The sequence below is a fragment of the Petrotoga sp. HWHPT.55.6.3 genome, from assembly GCF_002895495.1.
Lineage (GTDB): Bacteria > Thermotogota > Thermotogae > Petrotogales > Petrotogaceae > Petrotoga > Petrotoga mobilis.
In genome coordinates, this window is the sequence record NZ_AZRJ01000019.1 from 34,795 (window position 1) to 54,177 (window position 19,383).

The window sequence follows — 19,383 nt, forward strand, 5'->3', positions numbered from 1 at the left end:
AATTTATCTTGGTTCCTAAAATTATTATAACTACGCATAAAAATGCCGATTTTGATGGGTTTGCCGGATGTGTGGCTGCATCATTAATATATGAAGACTCTATTATTGTGCTCGAAGGAGAGCCTCAGCAAAATCTTAAGGAATTTTTGAATATATACGATATTCCATACGAAAAAGAGAATAATTTTATAAAAGAGTATCAAGAAGAAATAAAAAACCGCAATTTCGAAAAAGTTGTGATTGTGGATACTGCTGATATCAATAGAATCCCTGATTTTATAAAATCGCTCGTTGAACAGGGAACAGAAGTTGATATATATGATCATCATCCGGAGTTAAAGGAGCAAAATATCACTGGTAATAATTATTCTAAAGAAGTAGGAAGCGCCACAACGTTAATTGTTCAAAAATTATTAGAAACCAAAATAGTTCTTCCTGATACCTATGAAACTCTTTTTTTAATAGCAATCCATGAAGATACTGGAAACTATGTTTATTCTACAACGACGCCTCTAGATCATCAAATTTCTGCAGAGCTATTAAAAGGCGGTGCTAGGATAGAAGAGGTAGAAGAGTTTGTTTCGTTAGAAATGACAAAAGAGCAAAAAGAACTTTTTGACAAACTCTATAACAATGTACAAGAGCTTACCTTGGAGGAAGTAACAATACAGATTACTTATTCTGAGATCGACAAATTTATAGGTGGGTTAAACGTTATAACCCACAAATTGTTTGAGACTCTAACTCCAGATGTTTTGTTTGTTGTTGTAAAAATGGGTAAAAGCATTCATATAGTTGCAAGATCAAGGATTGAAGAAATAGATTTAAATAAAATTCTATCTTTATTTGGCGGTGGAGGTCATAAAAAAGCTGGTTCAGCCAAAACAAAAGCTCTTGGGATACAAGAGGTCATTAACAAGATTAAAAAAGAGTTAAAATCTTCTTTTGTCCCAGTTTTAAAAGCAAAGCATATTATGTCATCTCCCGTCAGAACCATATTATCATTTGAAACAGTGGAAATAGCTCATGAATTGATGTTTCAAACAGGGCATTCAGGCCTTCCTGTAATATCTGACAATAAATTAGTGGGTATTGTAACTAAAAAAGACATAGAAAAAGCAATGAAACATGGTTTAAAAAATGCCCCTGTTAAAGCTATAATGAGCACTAACTTAAAGGTTGTTGATGTAGAAACTTCGTTGACTCAAGTAAGAAGGATCATGGCAGAAGCAGACATTGGAAGGATTCCCGTTTTAAAAGATGGAATACTTGTTGGCATAATAACTAGAACTGATCTTTTAAGGGCTACTAACGGAGTTTTTAATTTTTCACTTAGCCCAATATTAGAAGAAAAGTATAAATCGCAAAATCTAAAAGAAGAAATGGAAAAAATTCTACCGATATCTATTCTTAATCTTCTAAAACTTATTGGCCTGTATGGGAATGAGTTGGGGTTAAACGTATATGTAGTAGGAGGATTTGTCAGGGATCTTTTGCTAGCAATTAACTCTAAATCAAACGGTACAAAGTCAATACCCTACGATATAGATGTAGTAGTGGAAGGGGATGGTTTGTTATTTGGTAAATATGTTGCTAAACAATTAAGGGCAAAATATGTTGAACACCCCAAATTTCACACCTGCTCAATTTTTTATAGAAATGGGGAAAATAAGATAATAAGGATTGATATTGCAACTGCCCGAACAGAATATTACGAAGAAGCAGGAGAACTTCCCAAGGTTGAATTATCAACTATTAAAAAAGATTTATATAGAAGGGATTTCTCTATAAACGCCATGGCAATAAAAATTAATTCGGGTTCCTTTGGAATACTGATGGATTTTTTTAATTGTAAAAAAGATCTTGAAGAAGGCAAGATAAGAATACTTTACCCACTTTCTTTTATCGAAGATCCTACTAGAATATTGAGAGCTATAAGGTTTGAACAAAGATTTGGTTTTGAAATTGAGCCTAACACCTTAACAAAATTAGAAGAAGCTGTAGAAAATGGATATTTAGAAAAAGTCACTGGAATGAGGATAAGAGAGGAATTAGAAAAAATACTAGAAGAGCCCCAACCTATGAAAGCAATAAAAAGAATGGGTAAACTGAAAATTATTCTTCACTTGTTCGAAAAAACTTACTACTCTCCTACACTAGAAAAAGATTTAGAAAAACTTTTTGATGTTAGGGAATACTTTAAGGCAAACTTACCAAATTATTTGAATAAAGTCAGACTATTCCACATAGTATTATGCGTTCTACTGCAATACACTCCAGAAGAATCTCTAAAGAAAATTACTGAAAGATATGGACTACCGAAAGATTTTATTAAGAATTTAATCCAAGTAAAAAATGTATTTAATGAAATTTCTATAGATTTAAATGACAAAGAAAAAACATCAAAATTGTCTTATTTCTATGAAAAAACCAACGGTTTTCAAAATGAACAATTAATTTTTTTAGCTGTAAAACTTCCAGAAGAATTATTAGCAAAATACTATGAATATTTAAGAAAAATTGAGAAACTAAAACTCTCCATCACGGGGAAAGATTTACTAAAGAAAGGATACGAAGGTGTTCAAATTAAAGCAAAGTTAGAAGAAATAAAGAAAAAACTCTTGAATTGCGAAATACAACCTGGCGAAGAAAAAAATTTGATATAAATTTGACAATTCAATTTTTTTATGTTATAATCCCTAAAATTTAGCAAAAGGAGTTTTTTGAATTTATGACTAATTGTGAAAAAAATTTCATTTCTTATAATCAAATAAATTTAAATAACAATAGGAGGCGCCCATGTAGCCGGTGGATCATAAGCACCGGTAATGGGTGCTTATGAGGTTGGGAGATGGTTACTCTCCTAATTGATTTTTAATCCATGCGGCTACATCTTTTAAGATGTAGCCGTTTTTTTTAGAGTTTCTAAAGACAGTAAGTTCAAAAGAATAGAGGGAGGTTAGTGTATGGAAAGTACGGAAATAATGCAAGAAGGTATTGTTTTACCATTGGGTTTTAAAGTCTGGGGAATTCACTGTGGAATCAAGAAGCTCAAAAAAGATTTAGGACTGATATACTCAGAAAAAAAGGCTAATGCCTCAGCCGTTTTTACCACGAATAAAGTTAAAGCGGCTCCAGTTATTTTGAGTATGGAGAACATTAAGGATAACGAAATACAAGCTGTTATTGTGAATAGTGGTAACGCAAACGCTTGCACTGGTGTAAAAGGATATTCAGATGCGATAAGCATGGCAGAAAAAACCGCTCAGATCTTAAATTTAAAGTCAGAAGATGTATTTGTAAGTTCAACAGGTGTTATAGGTGTTCCATTGCCAATTGAAAAAATTTTAAACGGCATAGAATCATTTGAAAAAAATATTGATTTAACAAATGATGATCTTTTAAGTTTCGCACAGGCGATAATGACTACAGATACCTTCCCAAAAATTAATTCTACACAAGTTGTGATTGGGGGTAAAAAGATAACATTAACCGGGGTTGCCAAAGGTTCAGGTATGATTCATCCCAATATGGCTACAATGTTGTCTTTCATCATGACAGATGCAAACATTTCTAAATCTGCTTTGAATAAGGCCTTAAAGCACTCTGTAGATAATTCTTTTAATTTAATAACGGTTGATGGTGACACAAGTACCAACGATACGGTGCTTATTCTGGCAAATAAGCAAGCAAAAAACGAAGAAATTACAGAAGATTCTTCTGAATACAATTTATTTCAAAAAGCTCTTTATGAAGTAGTTGAAAATTTAGCTAAAAAAATCGTTATGGATGGGGAAGGAGCTACTAAATTTTTCGAGGTACAAGTAAAAAATGCTAAGACGAAAGAAGATGCTAAATTGATCTCAAGGTCTATAGCCAAGTCTAATTTAGTCAAAACAGCAATTCATGGAGAGGATGCTAATTGGGGAAGAGTGCTGGCAGCCGCTGGTTATTCAGGTGGAAACTTTGATCCTGATAAGGTAGATGTCTGGTTTCAAAGTTGTGTGGGAAAGATTCAACTTTGTCAAGATGGTCATTTTATAGATTTTAACGAAGTTAAAGCAAAAGAAATTCTAGGTAAGAAAGAATTAAAAATTATTGTAGATTTAAAAGATGGTGAAGAGAGTGCTATTTCTTGGGGATGTGATCTTAGTTACAAATATGTAGAAATAAATGGAGGGTACAGAACATGATAAAAGTTGAAAAGTTCTCTGATGAGATATCTAAAGCGGAAGTTTTGGTTGAAGCATTACCCTACATAAAAAAATTTGCGGGAAGTATAGCTGTTATTAAGTTTGGTGGTAACGCTATGAAAGATCCACAAATTAAATCGATGGTCGCAGAAGATATCGTACTTATGAAATATGTTGGGCTAAATCCTGTTATCGTTCATGGTGGGGGACCAGATATCAATAAAATGCTTGCGAGTTTAAATATAGAAACAAAATTTGTAAATGGATTAAGGGTAACCGATGAAAAAGTTATGGAAATAGTAGAGATGGTGTTGGTTGGTAAGATAAATAAAGAGATTACATCGTTGATAAATAAAACTGGGGGAAAGGCTGTTGGATTAAGTGGGAAAGATGCAAATTTATTGTTGGCAGAAAAAGATTTGTCCCAAGGGGATTTGGGTTACGTTGGTAAGGTAGTGAATGTAAATAGGGAAGTAATTTTGAATTTAATTGAAAAAGATTATATCCCTGTCATCGCACCTTGTGCAATTGGAAGAGATTGGAAAACTTATAACGTTAATGCCGACATAGCGGCAGGTAAAATTGCTTCCTCTTTGAACGCGGATAAATTTGTTTTATTGACTGATGTGGAAGGCGTTTTAAAAAACAAAGAAGATGAAGAAAGTGTGATTTCAAGACTGTCATATCGAGAAGCAAAAGACTTATTGAATTCTCAATTTATCACTGGCGGTATGATTCCTAAGTTAAAATGTTGTATCCAAGCCTTAGAAGATGGAGTAAAAAGGGCACATATAATAGATGGAAGAATTCCCCATGCCTTACTTTTAGAAATCTACACAGACAAAGGTGTGGGAACAATGATAGCGAAGGAGGTATACGATAATGATAATCTCTGAAGATAAAAAGTATGTAATGAATACTTACTCAAGATTTCCAATAACTTTGGTACAAGGGAAAGGTACAAAGGTGTGGGATGAAAACGGTAAAGAATACTTAGATTTTGTTGCTGGGATCGCTGTCAATGTTTTGGGCCATTCTCACCCCGTAATTGTAGAAGCAGTGAAATCTCAAGTTGACAAATTAGTTCATGTTTCTAACCTCTATTGGAATGGTAATCAAGTACAGTTAGCCAAGATGATTTGTGAAAAATCTTTTGGGAAAAGTGCCTTTTTTTGCAACAGTGGAACAGAAGCGAACGAAGCTGCGATTAAGTTAGCAAGAAAATATGGAAACACTAAATACAATGGGCAAAGATACAAAATTATCACGGCAAAGAACTCATTTCATGGAAGAACCTACGGTGCATTGACGGCAACAGCCCAGCCAAAATATCACAAGAATTTCGAACCTCTATTGGAAGGATTTGAAAGCGTAGAGTACAACGATATAAATTCACTAAAGTCGGCTGTTGATAAAAATACATGTGCTGTAATGTTGGAGGTTATCCAAGGTGAAGGGGGAATAAACGAAGCAAAAAATGAATATCTTCAACAAGTTAGAAAACTTTGTGATGAGAACGACCTTCTTTTGATTTTTGACGAAGTCCAAACAGGGATAGGAAGAACTGGAAAACTTTTTGCCTATGAACATTCTGGAGTGGTACCCGATGTGATGACCCTTGCAAAAGCCTTAGGTGGTGGTTTCCCTATCGGTGTGCTTGTTGTGAATGAAAAAGCTGACGTATTTACACCAGGGGATCATGGATCAACATTTGGTGGGAACCCGTTAGCCTGTGCAGTTGGCATGGCTGTGATGAAAAACGTTGCACAAGAATCTTTTCTGAATATGGTGAAAGAAAATGGTGAATTTTTCAAAAATCAATTATTAGCAATGAAGGAAAAACATTCAATAATTGACAAAGTTAAGGGAAAAGGTTTGATGATCGGAGTCAAGTTAGACATAGAAGATGGCAGTGATATAGTAAAAAAAGCTATGGAAAAAGGACTTTTGATAAATCTTTTAAATCACAATGTTTTAAGATTCGTCCCTCCTCTTATAATCACAAAAGAAGAGATAGCCAAGGGTATGAATATTCTCGAAGAAGTTTTTTTAGAAATGGGGTATTAAGATGAAAGGATTTATAAAGTTAAATGATTCTACCATTTTTGAAGGAGAAATTATCAGTAAAAAAGATTTTGGACAAGGCGAAGTTGTCTTTAACACGTCTATGACTGGATACGAGGAATCAATAACGGATCCATCTTATGCAGGAGAAATACTGGTAATGACCTATCCATTGATAGGAAATTATGGTGTAAATTTAGAGAATTTACAGTCAAAAAGACCCCCCATCAAAGGTTTGATAGTTAAAGATTACTGTCAATTTCCCTCTCATCACACATCTCAGTATTCACTTTTAGATTATTTAGACCAACATGAAGTACCTATTTTAAGTAAAGTAGATACGAGGGCCCTTACGAAAAAGTTAAGAATAGAAGGTAGTATGAATGGTGTGATAACCACCGAGAAGGATTTTGAAGTTCCAACTTCTGATGAGAATTTACTTGATAGTGTTTCAACAAAGGAAATTTATAGAATTCAAGGGAACGGTCCAAAAGTAGCCCTGATAGATTTAGGAGTTAAGAAAAATATAGTGAACCAGCTCAAATCTGAAGGATACGATATTTATGTTTTTCCATATAACAGTACTAAAAATGATGTAGATAAGGTTCAACCAGATTTAGTATTATTCTCCAACGGTCCCGGTGATCCAAAAAAGGCAAAAGAAGCCATACTTTTAGCTAAAGAGTTTATAGGTGAGAAACCACTTTTTGGGATTTGTTTGGGTCATCAAATAATCTCTTTGGCGTTAGGTTTTAACACTGTAAAAATGAAATTTGGTCACCGAGGTACCAACCATCCTGTGATGAATTTGTTGAACAATAAATGTTATATCACTTCTCAAAACCACGGTTATATGGTTGAAAAAGAGTCAGTGAAAAACAAAGATGTAATAATTACCTACATCAATTTGAATGATCAAAGTATCGAGGGAATCATGCACAAAAAGTATCCCATTTTTACTGTCCAATTTCATCCAGAAGGTGGTCCTGGGGTTCACGATACAACTTTTATTTTTAGAAAAATCAAAGATTTAATCAATAGAAACTAAGAGCATACTTCCGGGGAGGTCAACAATGCCAAAAAAACGTGAAATAAAAAATGTTTTAGTTATAGGTTCTGGACCAATAATAATAGGTCAAGCAGCAGAATTCGATTATTCAGGAACCCAAGCTTGTAAATCTTTAAAAGAAGAAGGATGTAAAGTAATATTGGTAAACAACAATCCTGCAACTATTATGACTGATACAGAAATAGCAGATGTAGTTTATATGGAAAACCTTGAAATGGATACTTTAATTTCCATTATAGAAAAAGAAAAACCGGATGGGATTTTAGGAACACTTGGAGGACAAACAGCCTTAAATCTAATTATCCAATTAAAGGATAGTGGAATTATCGATAAATACGATATTCAAGAATTGGGAACATCGGTTGAATCCATAAAAATAGCAGAAAGTAGAGAATTATTTAAAAGAAAAATGCAAGAAATTGAAGAACCTATCGCTGAAAGCCTCACGGTGTCGACAGTATCCGAAGCCATAAATTTTGCTAACAAAGTTGGGTATCCTTTGATAATACGCCCAGCATACACTTTAGGAGGAACAGGTGGTGGATTTGCTTACAACGAAGAGGAGTTAATAGAATTTGTAGAGAATGGGTTGAAAAAGAGCATGATGAAAGAGGTCTTAATAGAAAGATCCTTATTGGGTTGGAAAGAGATCGAATACGAATTGGTTAGGGATTCTTTTGATAATTGCATCACCGTATGTAATATGGAAAATTTTGATCCTGTAGGAATTCACACCGGAGATAGTATAGTTGTTGCACCTTCTCAAACGTTGACAGATCAAGAACATCAAATGTTAAGGGACTCATCCATTAAGATAATAAAAGCTTTAAAGATAGAAGGTGCTTGCAATATTCAATTTGCCCTCAATCCTTATAACGAAGAATATCGAGTTATTGAAGTGAATCCTCGTTTGAGTAGATCCAGTGCCTTAGCGTCCAAAGCAACGGGGTATCCTATAGCAAAAATTGCTACAAAAATCGCAATAGGATTTTCTTTGGATGAGATAAAAAATCCCGTTACTGGAAAAACAACAGCTTTTTTTGAACCATCTTTAGATTATGTTGTCACAAAGATCCCCCGCTGGCCTTTTGATAAGTTTTATCAAGCTGATAAAAAGATAGGTACACAAATGAAATCCACTGGTGAAACGATGGCTATTGGACGTACCTTTGAAAGTTCTTTATTAAAGGCGGTACGCTCTCTTGATATGAAAATTAAAGGCTTGAGAATTAAAGAGGTTCAAAAAGAGAGCGATGAAGAATTAGTAGAACATTTACAAATTCCGAACGAAAAAAGATTGTTTCATATTGCCGAAGCACTTAGAAGAGGTTATAAGGTTTTTGATATTCATAGATTAACCTTCATAGACGAATGGTTTTTAGAAAAAATAAAAAACATCGTCGATTTTGAAAATACTATTAGATTCTCCCAATTGAATTACGACCTATTACTTGAAGCAAAGGGTCTTGGCTTTTCAGACCAAGAAATATCTGAATTAAACGGGTTACAAGAAGATCAAGTTAGAGAATTGAGAAAAACCTATGCTATTACTCCGTCATACAAAATGGTTGACACATGTGCAGCGGAGTTTGATTCAGTAACACAATATCTCTACTCAACTTATGGTGAAGAGGACGAAATAGAGGTTCACAAGGACATAAAAAAAGTCATAGTTATAGGTGGAGGACCGATAAGGATCGGACAAGGGGTGGAGTTTGATTATTGTACAGTTAAAGCTCTATGGGCATTAAAAGAAAAATGTATCAAATCAATCATCATAAACAACAATCCTGAAACCGTCAGTACAGATTTTGATACAGGTGATAGATTGTACTTCGAACCCCTTACTCAAGAAGATGTTTTGAATATCATAGAAAAAGAAGATCCAATGGGGACAATGGTCATGTTTGGAGGGCAAACAGCTTTAAATCTAGGTGAAGAACTTGAAAGACATGGAATCAAAATCTTGGGAACATCATATGAGCATATTGATTTGTGTGAAGATAGAAAAAGATTTTCACTGTTGCTAAAAGAGTTGGAGATCAATCAGCCTCGTGGTGGGTACGTTACTTCATTTGATGAAGCTAGAGAAATTGCTAAGCGTTTAGGGTTTCCTCTTTTAGTTAGACCCTCTTATGTGATTGGAGGACAATCTATTGAAAAGGTTAATTCCGAAGATGAATTATTCGAGTACTTATCACATGCTTTAGACTTATCACCCAATAGACCAGTTCTAATAGATGAATACATAGAAGGAGTAGAAGTTGAAGTTGATGCCGTCTCTGATGGAGAAAATGTATTAATTCCTGGAATAATGGAACATATTGAAAAAGCGGGAATTCATTCAGGTGACAGTTTTGCCGTATTTCCTGCCAAAACCTTGTCAGAATTAGAAGAGAAAGAAATTGTGAGATACGTTGAAAAAATATCCAAAGCGGTGAAAGTTAAGGGTTTAATAAACATTCAATTTATCGTGAAAGAGGGAAAAGTTTACGTTATTGAAGTGAATCCTAGGGCTTCAAGAACGGTTCCGATAATCAGTAAAGTAACAGGAATTCCAATGATAAAACTGGCAGTTGAAATTGCGTTAGGTAATAACTTGAAAGAACTTGGGTATTATGAACCTTTTTATCTAAAAATCCCATATACGGTGGTTAAAGCGCCAATATTTTCATTAGAAAAATTGCCAGGTGTTGAAGTTGCCTTAGGTGCAGAGATGAAATCTACAGGGGAAACTCTTGGCATCGATTTCGACTATCATAATGCGATGTATAAGGCTTTTAAAAGTGCTCATTTGGATGTTCCTTCTACGGGTAATGTACTATTATCATTTCCAGAAAAAGAAGTGAGTGGAAGTAAAAGTTTTGTTAAATATCTTCAAAGCTGTGGATACGAATTGTGGGGAACTACTGGGACAGCAGAAGCCTTCAAATTGATGGATATTACAATAAAAGAGATAGATCACCAAAAATCATTAGAGTTAGTAAAGAAAGGTTATTTTTCAATGGTTATTAATTTACCTACAAAAGGTAAAAACGTATCCAACTTTGGATTCAAATTAAGAAGAACGTCTTTAGAAAACGGCATTCCTCTATTTACAGCATTGGAAACAGCTCAAAAATCAATTGAAGCAACAAAGAATTGCAAAATCGGAAAAAATAATGTACAGTCCTTGAACGAATATGTAGATTATTATCATAATCTACAAAAAAATTTTCAAATATCAAAAAGAGGTGATTTATTTATGAAAACCGGGGAAAAGGTAGTGTTAGCATATTCAGGAGGGTTAGATACATCTGTAATCATACCATGGTTAAAAGAAAAGTATGATTGTGAAATTATTGCAGTATGTATTGATGTAGGGCAAGGAGAAGAAACTCATGTTATCGAGAAAAAAGCTCTTTCAAGTGGTGCAACTAAGGTTTACGTAGAAGATGTTGTGGAAGAATTTGTAACCAATTATATTTATCCAACTTTGAAAGCTGGAGCAATCTACGAGGGTAAATACTTGTTGGGAACATCCTTTGCAAGACCTCTAATGGCAAAAAAACTAGTTGAGATTGCCCACAAAGAAGGTGCAAATGTCGTTGCACACGGTTGCACAGGTAAAGGTAACGATCAAGTAAGATTTGAAGTATCTATCAAGGCATTAGATCCTTCTATAAAAATTATTGCTCCTTGGAGAATATGGGAAATTAAGTCCAGAGAGGAAGAAATTGCCTATGCCCAAAAGAAGGGAATTCCAATATCTATAACCAAAGAAAAAATATACAGTGTTGATAAAAATATTTGGCATATAAGCCATGAAGGAGGAGATTTAGAGGATCCTTGGAATGAACCAAAGCCTGAGTTATTCGATATGGTTACTCCACCTGAAAAAGCCCCCGATGTTGCTGAATATGTAACCATAGAATTTGAAAAAGGGATTCCAGTGAAGATAAACGAAGAAGACCTTTCTCCCGTAGAGTTGATAAAGAAAGCCAATGAAATTGCATCAATAAATGGTGTGGGGATTGCAGATATCGTAGAAAATCGATTAGTTGGAATGAAATCAAGAGGTGTGTATGAAACTCCAGGTGGAACATTACTATATACTGCACACAAAGAACTGGAAAGCTTGGTACTTGACAAAGAAACGTCAAGATTCAAAGATTTAGTGGCACAAAAGTATGCGGATCTTGTTTATAATGGATTGTGGTTCTCTCAGTTGAAAGAAAGTTTAGATGCTTTTGTAGATGAAACACAGAAGGTGGTTACCGGTGTTGTGAAATTGAAACTTTACAAGGGAAATATTATAACTGCAGGATTAAGTTCACCATATTCCTTATACAACGAAGAGTTAGCTACATTTGGAGAAGATAAAATTTACGACCAAAAGGATGCAGAAGGTTTTATAAACTTGTTTGGACTACCTTTGAAGATGAGAGCTTATCAGATGAAGCATTTTGTTGAAAATCAAAAATACGACAAAACGACTGCAGGAGGAGAACAATGAAATTATGGGGAGGTCGGTTTAAAGAAAAAATTGCAGAAGACATGGAAATATTTAATTCGTCAATAAATGTTGATATCAGATTATTGCCCTACGATATAGAAGCGTCATTAGCCCATGCGGAAGGGTTGAAAAAGGCAAAAATTATTTCTGAAGAAGAGTTTGAACAAATTGAAAGGGCGTTAAGAGAAATAAAAGAAGAAAAATTTGAAGAGATTCCAAAGGTAGAAGATGTGCACACATTGGTAGAGCAAATATTGGTTGAAAAGATAGGGGATGTGGGCAAAAAGATTCATACAGCAAGAAGTAGGAACGATCAAATAGCAACAGATGAAAGGATGTACTTACGAAATGAAATATTCAAAATTATAGATTTATTAGAACAATTGAATGTCGTTTTAGTGGAACTTTCAAAAAAATACAAAAACAAAATTATGCCCGGTTACACACATATGCAAAGAGCTCAACCTATCACATTTTCTCATCATTTGTTGGCTTACGTGGAGATGTTTAAAAGGGATATAGAACGGTTGAAAGATTCTTTGAAAAGAGTGAATGTTTTGGTTTTAGGTTCAGGAGCTTTAGCTGGAACATCATACGATATAGATAGAATGTATGTGGCTTCATTGTTAGACTTTAAAGAGGTTTCACTAAACAGTATTGACGGAGTAAGCGATAGGGATTTCATCGTTGAATTTTTATCAATAGCTTCTTTGATAATGATGCATTTGAGTAGATTTTCTGAGGAGATAGTACTTTGGTCTAGCCAAGAGTTCAATTTTGTTGAACTGAGCGATGAATATTCGACTGGAAGTAGTATAATGCCACAAAAGAAAAATCCAGACTCTGCTGAATTAATCAGGGGTAAAACGGGTAGGGTATATGGAAATTTGCTTAGCCTTTTAACAACTATGAAAGGTTTACCCCTTGCGTATAACAAAGATATGCAAGAAGATAAAGAACCACTGTTTGATACAGTTGATACATTAAAAGTTTGTTTAAAGGTATTTATAGGTATGTTGAAAACGATGCGTGTGAACGAAGAAAAAATGGAAGAGGCTGTAAAATTTGGTTATCTCAATGCAACGGATTTGGCAGATTATTTGGTAAAAAAAGGGATCCCTTTTAGAACCGCTCACGATATAGTTGGAAAATTAGTTGCGTATGCTATAACAAAAAAGGTTCCATTAGAAGAGTTGAATATTTCAGAATTTAAAAATTTTTGTCAGTCGATAGATGAGGATGTATATGAAGCTTTAAATGTAAGAAATATTCTAAAAAGCCGTAAAACAATTGGGGCAGCCAGATGGGAGGAAGATGTATGAATGTAGGTATACTTGGGGCAACAGGATACACTGGTATTGAATTAATCAGAATTCTTTCAAAACACCCAAATGCTAAGATAACTTATCTGTCATCAAAACACTTTGAATCCCAATTAATTTCGGAAGTTTATCCAGGTCTCGACGGATTTTGTGATCTGATATTAGAGGGTGATGATTTTAAAAAAGCGGTTGTTACTTGCGATATTATATTTTCAACTTTACCTCACGAACTAACTTTCGAAATCGGTAAGATGGTAGTGGATGCAGGTAAGAGATTGATAGATCTAGGTTCAGCATTTCGTTTTGATGACTTTAATATTTTCAAAAATTGGTATGGTTCAAACGAAGACATAGAACAAATAGAATATGATAAATACAATAAAGTCTATGGATTAACAGAGTTATATAGGGAAAAGATTAAAAATGCACAAATTATCGGAAATCCCGGTTGTTATCCAACTAGTGTGATTTTGGCACTTGCCCCTGTTTTAAAAAATAGAGTTGTGACAGATAAAAACATAATTATTGACAGTAAATCTGGTGTATCGGGTGCAGGTCATGAACCTAAATTTAGTAACCTATATTCAGAATGTAATGAAAATACTAAACCGTATAACGTTGCTAAACATAGACATATTCCAGAAATAGAGCAAGAGCTATCAAAAATAATGGAACAAGAGGTGAAAGTTGTTTTCACTCCACATCTAGTTCCAATGACAAGGGGAATTTTAAGTACGATTTATTGTAATTTGAAATCAGATATAACCCTAAAAGAAGTCTACGATCTTTACCAAGAATTTTATAAAAACGATTATTTTATAAAAATTCTTAAACCTGGAAAGTATCCATCTACTAAAAGTGTTGCTGGCTCTAATTTCTGTCAAATAGGTTTTGAAATGGCCGAACATACAAATACTTTGATAATCATGTCTGTGATTGATAATTTAATGAAGGGAGCCAGTGGCCAGGCGGTACAAAATATGAATTTAATGTTTGGACTGCCTGAAAATAAAGGTCTTGACATAATAAGAATTTTTCCATGAACTTGATATTTTTTTGAAATTAATGTATAATTAAGAAAAATTTAAGGACCTTGATGTAAGTCTAGAGTTACAATAGACACTAAAATTGAAAGGAGGGAGGGTACGATTCTTCTAAATCTAAAGGAAAGAAGAACGTACAAAAGAACGTGAGTAACGTATATATAGTTGATACAACTTTAAGAGATGGCGAGCAAACTGCCGGGGTAGTATTTGCAAATGAAGAAAAGGTCCAAATAGCAAAGATGTTAGCAGAGTTAGGGGTTTATCAGATCGAAGCCGGGATTCCCACGATGGGTGGAGATGAAAAGGAAGCCATAAAAAAGATAAGTAAATTAGACTTAGGTGTATCAATTATGGGCTGGAATAGAGCAGTTATAAAGGATGTTGAAGAATCTATTGATTGTGGGGTTGATGCGGTTGCCATTTCTATTTCCACTTCAGATATTCACATCAAACATAAATTAAAGAAAGATAGGGATTGGGTATTAAAAAGCATGGTAGATGCCACAAAATTTGCCAAAAAACACAATTTGTACGTGTCTGTAAACGCTGAAGATGCCTCTAGAAGTGATATGGATTTTCTTATAAAGTTTGCCAAAGAGGCTAAAGAGGCAGGAGCGGATAGGTTAAGATACTGTGACACCGTTGGCATGATGGAACCATTTTCCATCTACGAACATATCAGAAGAATAATAGACGAAGTTGGTATAAATGTTGAAATGCATACTCACAACGATTTTGGCTTAGCTACAGCTAATACATTGGCAGGAATAAGAGCGGGTGCTAAGTACGCAGGTGTTACGGTAAATGGGTTAGGAGAAAGAGCAGGTAATGCAGCTTTAGAGGAAGTGGTGATGGCTCTTAAATACATTTACAAAAATGATTTGGGAATAAAAACTCACTTACTAAAAGAAGTTTGTGAATACGTTGCTAAGGCGTCAGGAAGAGTTCTTCCTTTATCAAAAACAATCGTAGGCCATAATGTTTTTGCTCACGAGTCTGGCATTCATACAGACGGTGTATTAAAGGACTCCAAAACATATGAATCCTTCACTCCTGAAGAAGTAGGATTACAAAGACAGATACTTATTGGAAAACATTCCGGGAGGAACGCTATTATTGCAAAATTCAAAGAATACGAAATAGATTTAACTCCTGAAGAAGGAGAAGAGATTTTAAAAAGGGTAAGATCCCTATCTGTTCAACTCAAAAGAAGCTTATTCGATAAAGAGTTAATCTATCTTTACAACGAAATGAGGGAGGAAAAGATAAAGGATGTCAACTTACAAAACAATATCTGAAAAGATATTCAGTGATCATTTGGGAAGAGATGTTGAAGCGGGGGAAATAGTCATAGTTGATGTTGATTTCATGATGGGGCAAGATGGAACCACTCCATTAGCTATTAAGACGTTTGAAAATGTTGGAGCTAAAAAGGTTGCCTACCCTGAAAAAGTAGCCTTTGTAATAGATCACAACGCTCCCAGTCCAAGTGAAAAGGTTTCTGCGTTACATAAATTGATGAGAGATTTTAGTAGCAATTACGGTACCAAGTTTTACGATATCGGTGAGGGCATATGTCATCAACTAATGCCCGAAAAAGGGCATGCCCTACCTGGACAGATCGTAATAGGGGCTGATTCTCACACGTGTACTTATGGTGCCCTTAATTGTTTCTCAACGGGTGTCGGTTCAACAGATTTGGCTATTGCTATGGCGAGTGGTAAGTTATGGTTTAAGGTACCACAAAGTATAAAAATTGTTTTAGAAGGTTCTCTTTCAAAAGGTATTTATTCTAAGGACGTTGCGTTGTATGTTATAAAGAATATGACCGCCAATGGAGCAACTTACAAGGCTGTAGAGTTTGAGGGCCCAGTTATTGATAATTTATCGGTTGAGGCAAGATTTACCATTTCTAATATGTCAGTGGAAATGGGAGCCAAAGTCGGTTTGATGAAACTTGATGAAAAAGCTGAAAATTGGATAAAAGAAAGAACTGATAAACCATTTAAAAGTTACGAATCAGACGAAGGTGCAAATTATGAAAAGATATACAAATTTGATGTCAGCGATTTGGAACCTCAAGTTGCCAAACCCCATGCCGTTGATAATGTTAGTCCAATTAGTGAAGTTGAAGGTATTCCTATACATCAAGGTTTGTTAGGTACGTGCACTAACGGAAGAATTGAAGATCTAAGAATAGCTGCGAATATCTTAAAAGGCAGAAAAATCCATAAGGGTGTTAGACTTATTGTGGCTCCTGCATCTAAAGATACTTTATTAAAAGCTATGAATGAGGGAATAATTCAAACTTTAATTCAAGCTGGAGCTACAGTAGTTGCCCCAGGCTGTGGGCCTTGTGTGGGTACACATAATGGAGTACCTTCAGATGGCGAGAATGTAATTTCTACAGCAAATAGAAACTTCAAAGGAAGAATGGGAAACAACAAAGCTTTCATCTATTTGGGATCACCTGCCACAGTGGCGGCTTCTTGTATTGAGGGAAAAATAGCGGATCCCCGAAAATATTTGTGAAAGTTAATTTTTAGAACGGGAGGATAAATAATGGAATTAAAAGGTTATTCTCATAAATTTGGTGATGATGTGAACACCGACTACATTATTTCTGGAAAATACAAATTCAATACCATCGATATGGATGAATTATCTGTTCATTTGATGGAGGATCTAAGGCCAAATTTTTATAATGAAATCAAAAAAGGTGATTTCATTGTTGCAGGAGAAAATTTTGGTTGTGGTTCTTCTAGGGAACAAGCTCCTTTAGTGATAAAACATGCTGGTATAAGTGCTGTTATAGCAACATCTTTCGCCCGAATATTTTATAGAAATTCCATAAATATTGGCTTACCTTTAGTTGAAGTTCCAACTGATAATATAGATGAAGGTGATTTATTGACTGTTGATCTAGAAAAAGGTGTAGTTAAGAATCTTACCAAAGATGAAATTTTGAAGATTAAATCTCTCCCCAAAGTGATGCTAAAGATTTTACAAAGTGGGGGTTTGGTTAATTATTACAAAAAATATGGTACTTTAGAATTAATGGAATAGTAGGTGATTTTATGTATACAGTTACTTTGATTCCAGGTGATGGAATAGGTCCAGAAATAACCTCTGTAGTGGTAGAGATTTTTGAACATTTGAAAGCTCCTATTAGTTGGGATTTAGTGGAAGCTGGAGAGAAGGTAATTGAAAAATATGGAACTCCACTGCCTGATTATGTGATCGATTCGATTAGGAAAAATAAAGTAGCCTTGAAAGGTCCTATAACTACGCCGATAGGCAAAGGATTTAGAAGTGTGAACGTTACACTAAGAGAACGGTTCAATTTATATGCAAATTTAAGGCCTGTTAAAAGTTTAGAGGGTCTCAATACTAAGTACAATAATGTCGATTTGGTTGTAGTGAGAGAAAATACCGAATGTTTGTATAAAGGGATTGAGTATAAGATTGACGATACAGCTTGTGCCGTCAGAGTTATAACAAAAAGCGCAAGTGAAAAGATCGCATATTTTGCATTTAATTATGCAAAGGAAAATAAAAGAAAGAAAGTCACAGCTGTTCATAAGGCTAACATTCTAAAGATTACAGATGGCTTATTTTTGGAAGCTATTAGAAAAGTAGCAAATGAATATCCTGAAATAGAGTACGAAGAAAAGATCATTGACAATATGTCAATGCAGTTGGTGTTGAATCCTGAAAAATTTGATGTAGTTGTAGCCCCAAATTTGTACGGAGATATCCTTTCCGATTTAGCTGCAGGTTTAATAGGAGGATTGGGTCTTGCTCCAGCTGCTAATATTGGTGAGGATACTGCTATCTTTGAGGCAGTCCATGGGAGTGCTCCGGATATAGCTAATAAAGGTATAGCAAACCCGATCGCCTTATTAAGCTCATCCATTATGTTGTTAGATTATTTAAAGCTGAACGAGTTAGCAAAAAAACTCGAAAACGCTATTTCCTCAACAGTTAAAGATATAGAGAGTTTAACCCCGGATTTAGGTGGAAAAGGTAACATAGAGTCCATAAAAAATAAAATTATTTCATTTTTGAATTGAATGGTTGGTGATTTTTTTGAAAAATACAATCAATAAGATAGTTATAAAGGTTGGTAGTAGCTCAATAGCCGATGAAAATGGAATAAATGTTGGTAAGATGAATAAAGTCGTTGAGCAAGTAACTGAATTAAAGTTTAAAAGAAAAAAAGATATAATTATTGTTTCATCAGGAGCTATAGCCGCTGGCAAAAGTGAGTTAGGTTACCGATATAAACCTTATTCTGTTACTGAAAAGCAGGCTTGTGCAGCAGTTGGTCAAGGTGTGTTGATCTCTAAATATCGTGATCTTTTTGCAGTTAAAAATATTAAAGTGGCTCAAATACTTTTAACGGCTGACGATTTTTCTAATCGTCAGCGTTATTTAAATGCATACAATACGATGAATGCACTTTTAGAAAATGATGTAGTACCTATTGTAAATGAAAACGATACAGTAACGACAGATGAAATTAAATTAGGAGATAATGATGTTTTGTCTGCTCAAGTTGCAAGCTTGTTGGAAGCGGACTTATTGATCATTCTCTCGGATATTCCAGGATTATTAAAAGATTTAGGGAACCCGAAATCGCTGATTAATATTGTTGAAGAAGTTACCCCCGAGCTTGAAAATCTTGCCAACGGAAAGAGTGGCAAACTTGGTACTGGAGGAATGAGTTCAAAATTAAAAGCAGCAAAGATTTCCAATGCTTCAGGAATACCTTTAACAATTCTCCCATCTTACGAAGAGGGTATCATCACAAAAGCTGTTGATAATATTGAAAATACGAAGTTCAACATCGGTACAACCTTTTTACCTAAAGATAAAAAGATGAGCAAAAGGAAAAGGTGGATTCAGTTCAGCTTAAAGCCAAAAGGAGAATTGATTGTGGATAATGGAGCTCGCGAGGCACTTTTAAAAGGAAAAAGTTTGTTAGCGGTAGGAATTGTAAGTTTAACAGGAAATTTTTCCATCGGAGATCTGGTGATAGTATCCAATAAAAAAGGAGAAAATATCGGAAGGGGTTTGGTAAACTATTCATCAAAGGAATTGAAAGAAATAATTGGTAAGAAAACCAATGAAATTCTTACGTTCAAAGACAACGTTGGTCCTGAAGAAGTAATACACAGGGATAATTTAGTTA

12 protein-coding genes and 1 pseudogene are annotated in these 19,383 nt (G+C 34.6%); all 13 read left to right on the forward strand.

The window, feature by feature from the left end:
* The first annotated feature begins 8 nt into the window (after positions 1-8).
* Entirely contained in the window at positions 9-2,666 is a 2,658-nt protein-coding gene (locus tag X926_RS06560; protein ID WP_103065469.1) for a CBS domain-containing protein, read from the forward strand.
* 330 nt (positions 2,667-2,996) lie between these two features.
* A complete protein-coding gene (gene argJ, locus X926_RS06565) occupies positions 2,997-4,193 on the forward strand; it encodes a bifunctional glutamate N-acetyltransferase/amino-acid acetyltransferase ArgJ (RefSeq protein ID WP_369973685.1) in 1,197 nt (398 codons plus the stop codon).
* The gene (argB, locus tag X926_RS06570) at positions 4,190-5,089 is read left to right on the forward strand and encodes an acetylglutamate kinase (RefSeq protein ID WP_012209487.1); all 900 of its coding nucleotides are present in this window, start codon (positions 4,190-4,192) and stop codon (positions 5,087-5,089) included. The genes argJ and argB overlap by 4 nt, the downstream gene beginning before the upstream one ends.
* Positions 5,076-6,260 (forward strand): acetylornithine transaminase, encoded by a 1,185-nt coding sequence (locus X926_RS06575; protein ID WP_103065471.1) that lies wholly within the window; start codon positions 5,076-5,078, stop codon positions 6,258-6,260. Before argB ends, X926_RS06575 begins: the two co-directional genes overlap by 14 nt.
* 1 nt (position 6,261) lies before the next feature.
* A complete protein-coding gene (gene carA, locus X926_RS06580) occupies positions 6,262-7,305 on the forward strand; it encodes a glutamine-hydrolyzing carbamoyl-phosphate synthase small subunit (RefSeq protein ID WP_012209489.1) in 1,044 nt (347 codons plus the stop codon).
* A 25-nt stretch (positions 7,306-7,330) separates the two neighbouring features.
* Positions 7,331-11,821, forward strand: a complete 4,491-nt coding sequence (gene carB / locus X926_RS06585) for a carbamoyl-phosphate synthase (glutamine-hydrolyzing) large subunit (RefSeq protein ID WP_103065472.1) — start codon at positions 7,331-7,333, stop codon at positions 11,819-11,821.
* A complete protein-coding gene (argH, locus tag X926_RS06590) occupies positions 11,818-13,143 on the forward strand; it encodes an argininosuccinate lyase (RefSeq protein ID WP_103065473.1) in 1,326 nt (441 codons plus the stop codon). Before carB ends, argH begins: the two co-directional genes overlap by 4 nt.
* Positions 13,140-14,186, forward strand: coding sequence for an N-acetyl-gamma-glutamyl-phosphate reductase (gene argC, locus X926_RS06595; RefSeq protein ID WP_103065474.1), 1,047 nt, complete (start codon positions 13,140-13,142; stop codon positions 14,184-14,186). Before argH ends, argC begins: the two co-directional genes overlap by 4 nt.
* Before the next feature lie 146 nt (positions 14,187-14,332).
* The gene (nifV, locus tag X926_RS06600) at positions 14,333-15,487 is read left to right on the forward strand and encodes a homocitrate synthase (protein WP_103065475.1); all 1,155 of its coding nucleotides are present in this window, start codon (positions 14,333-14,335) and stop codon (positions 15,485-15,487) included.
* Positions 15,462-16,721, forward strand: a complete 1,260-nt coding sequence (locus X926_RS06605; protein ID WP_012209494.1) for a 3-isopropylmalate dehydratase large subunit — start codon at positions 15,462-15,464, stop codon at positions 16,719-16,721. The genes nifV and X926_RS06605 overlap by 26 nt, the downstream gene beginning before the upstream one ends.
* 30 nt (positions 16,722-16,751) lie before the next feature.
* On the forward strand, positions 16,752-17,255 hold the full coding sequence (locus tag X926_RS06610) for a 3-isopropylmalate dehydratase small subunit (protein ID WP_103065476.1): 504 nt from the start codon (positions 16,752-16,754) through the stop codon (positions 17,253-17,255).
* An 11-nt stretch (positions 17,256-17,266) separates the two neighbouring features.
* Positions 17,267-18,262, forward strand: a complete 996-nt coding sequence (locus tag X926_RS06615) for an isocitrate/isopropylmalate dehydrogenase family protein (protein WP_103065477.1) — start codon at positions 17,267-17,269, stop codon at positions 18,260-18,262.
* A 7-nt stretch (positions 18,263-18,269) separates the two neighbouring features.
* A pseudogene (proB, locus tag X926_RS10440) lies at positions 18,270-19,373 on the forward strand (glutamate 5-kinase); the annotation flags it as partial.
* Positions 19,374-19,383: the final 10 nt, after the last annotated feature.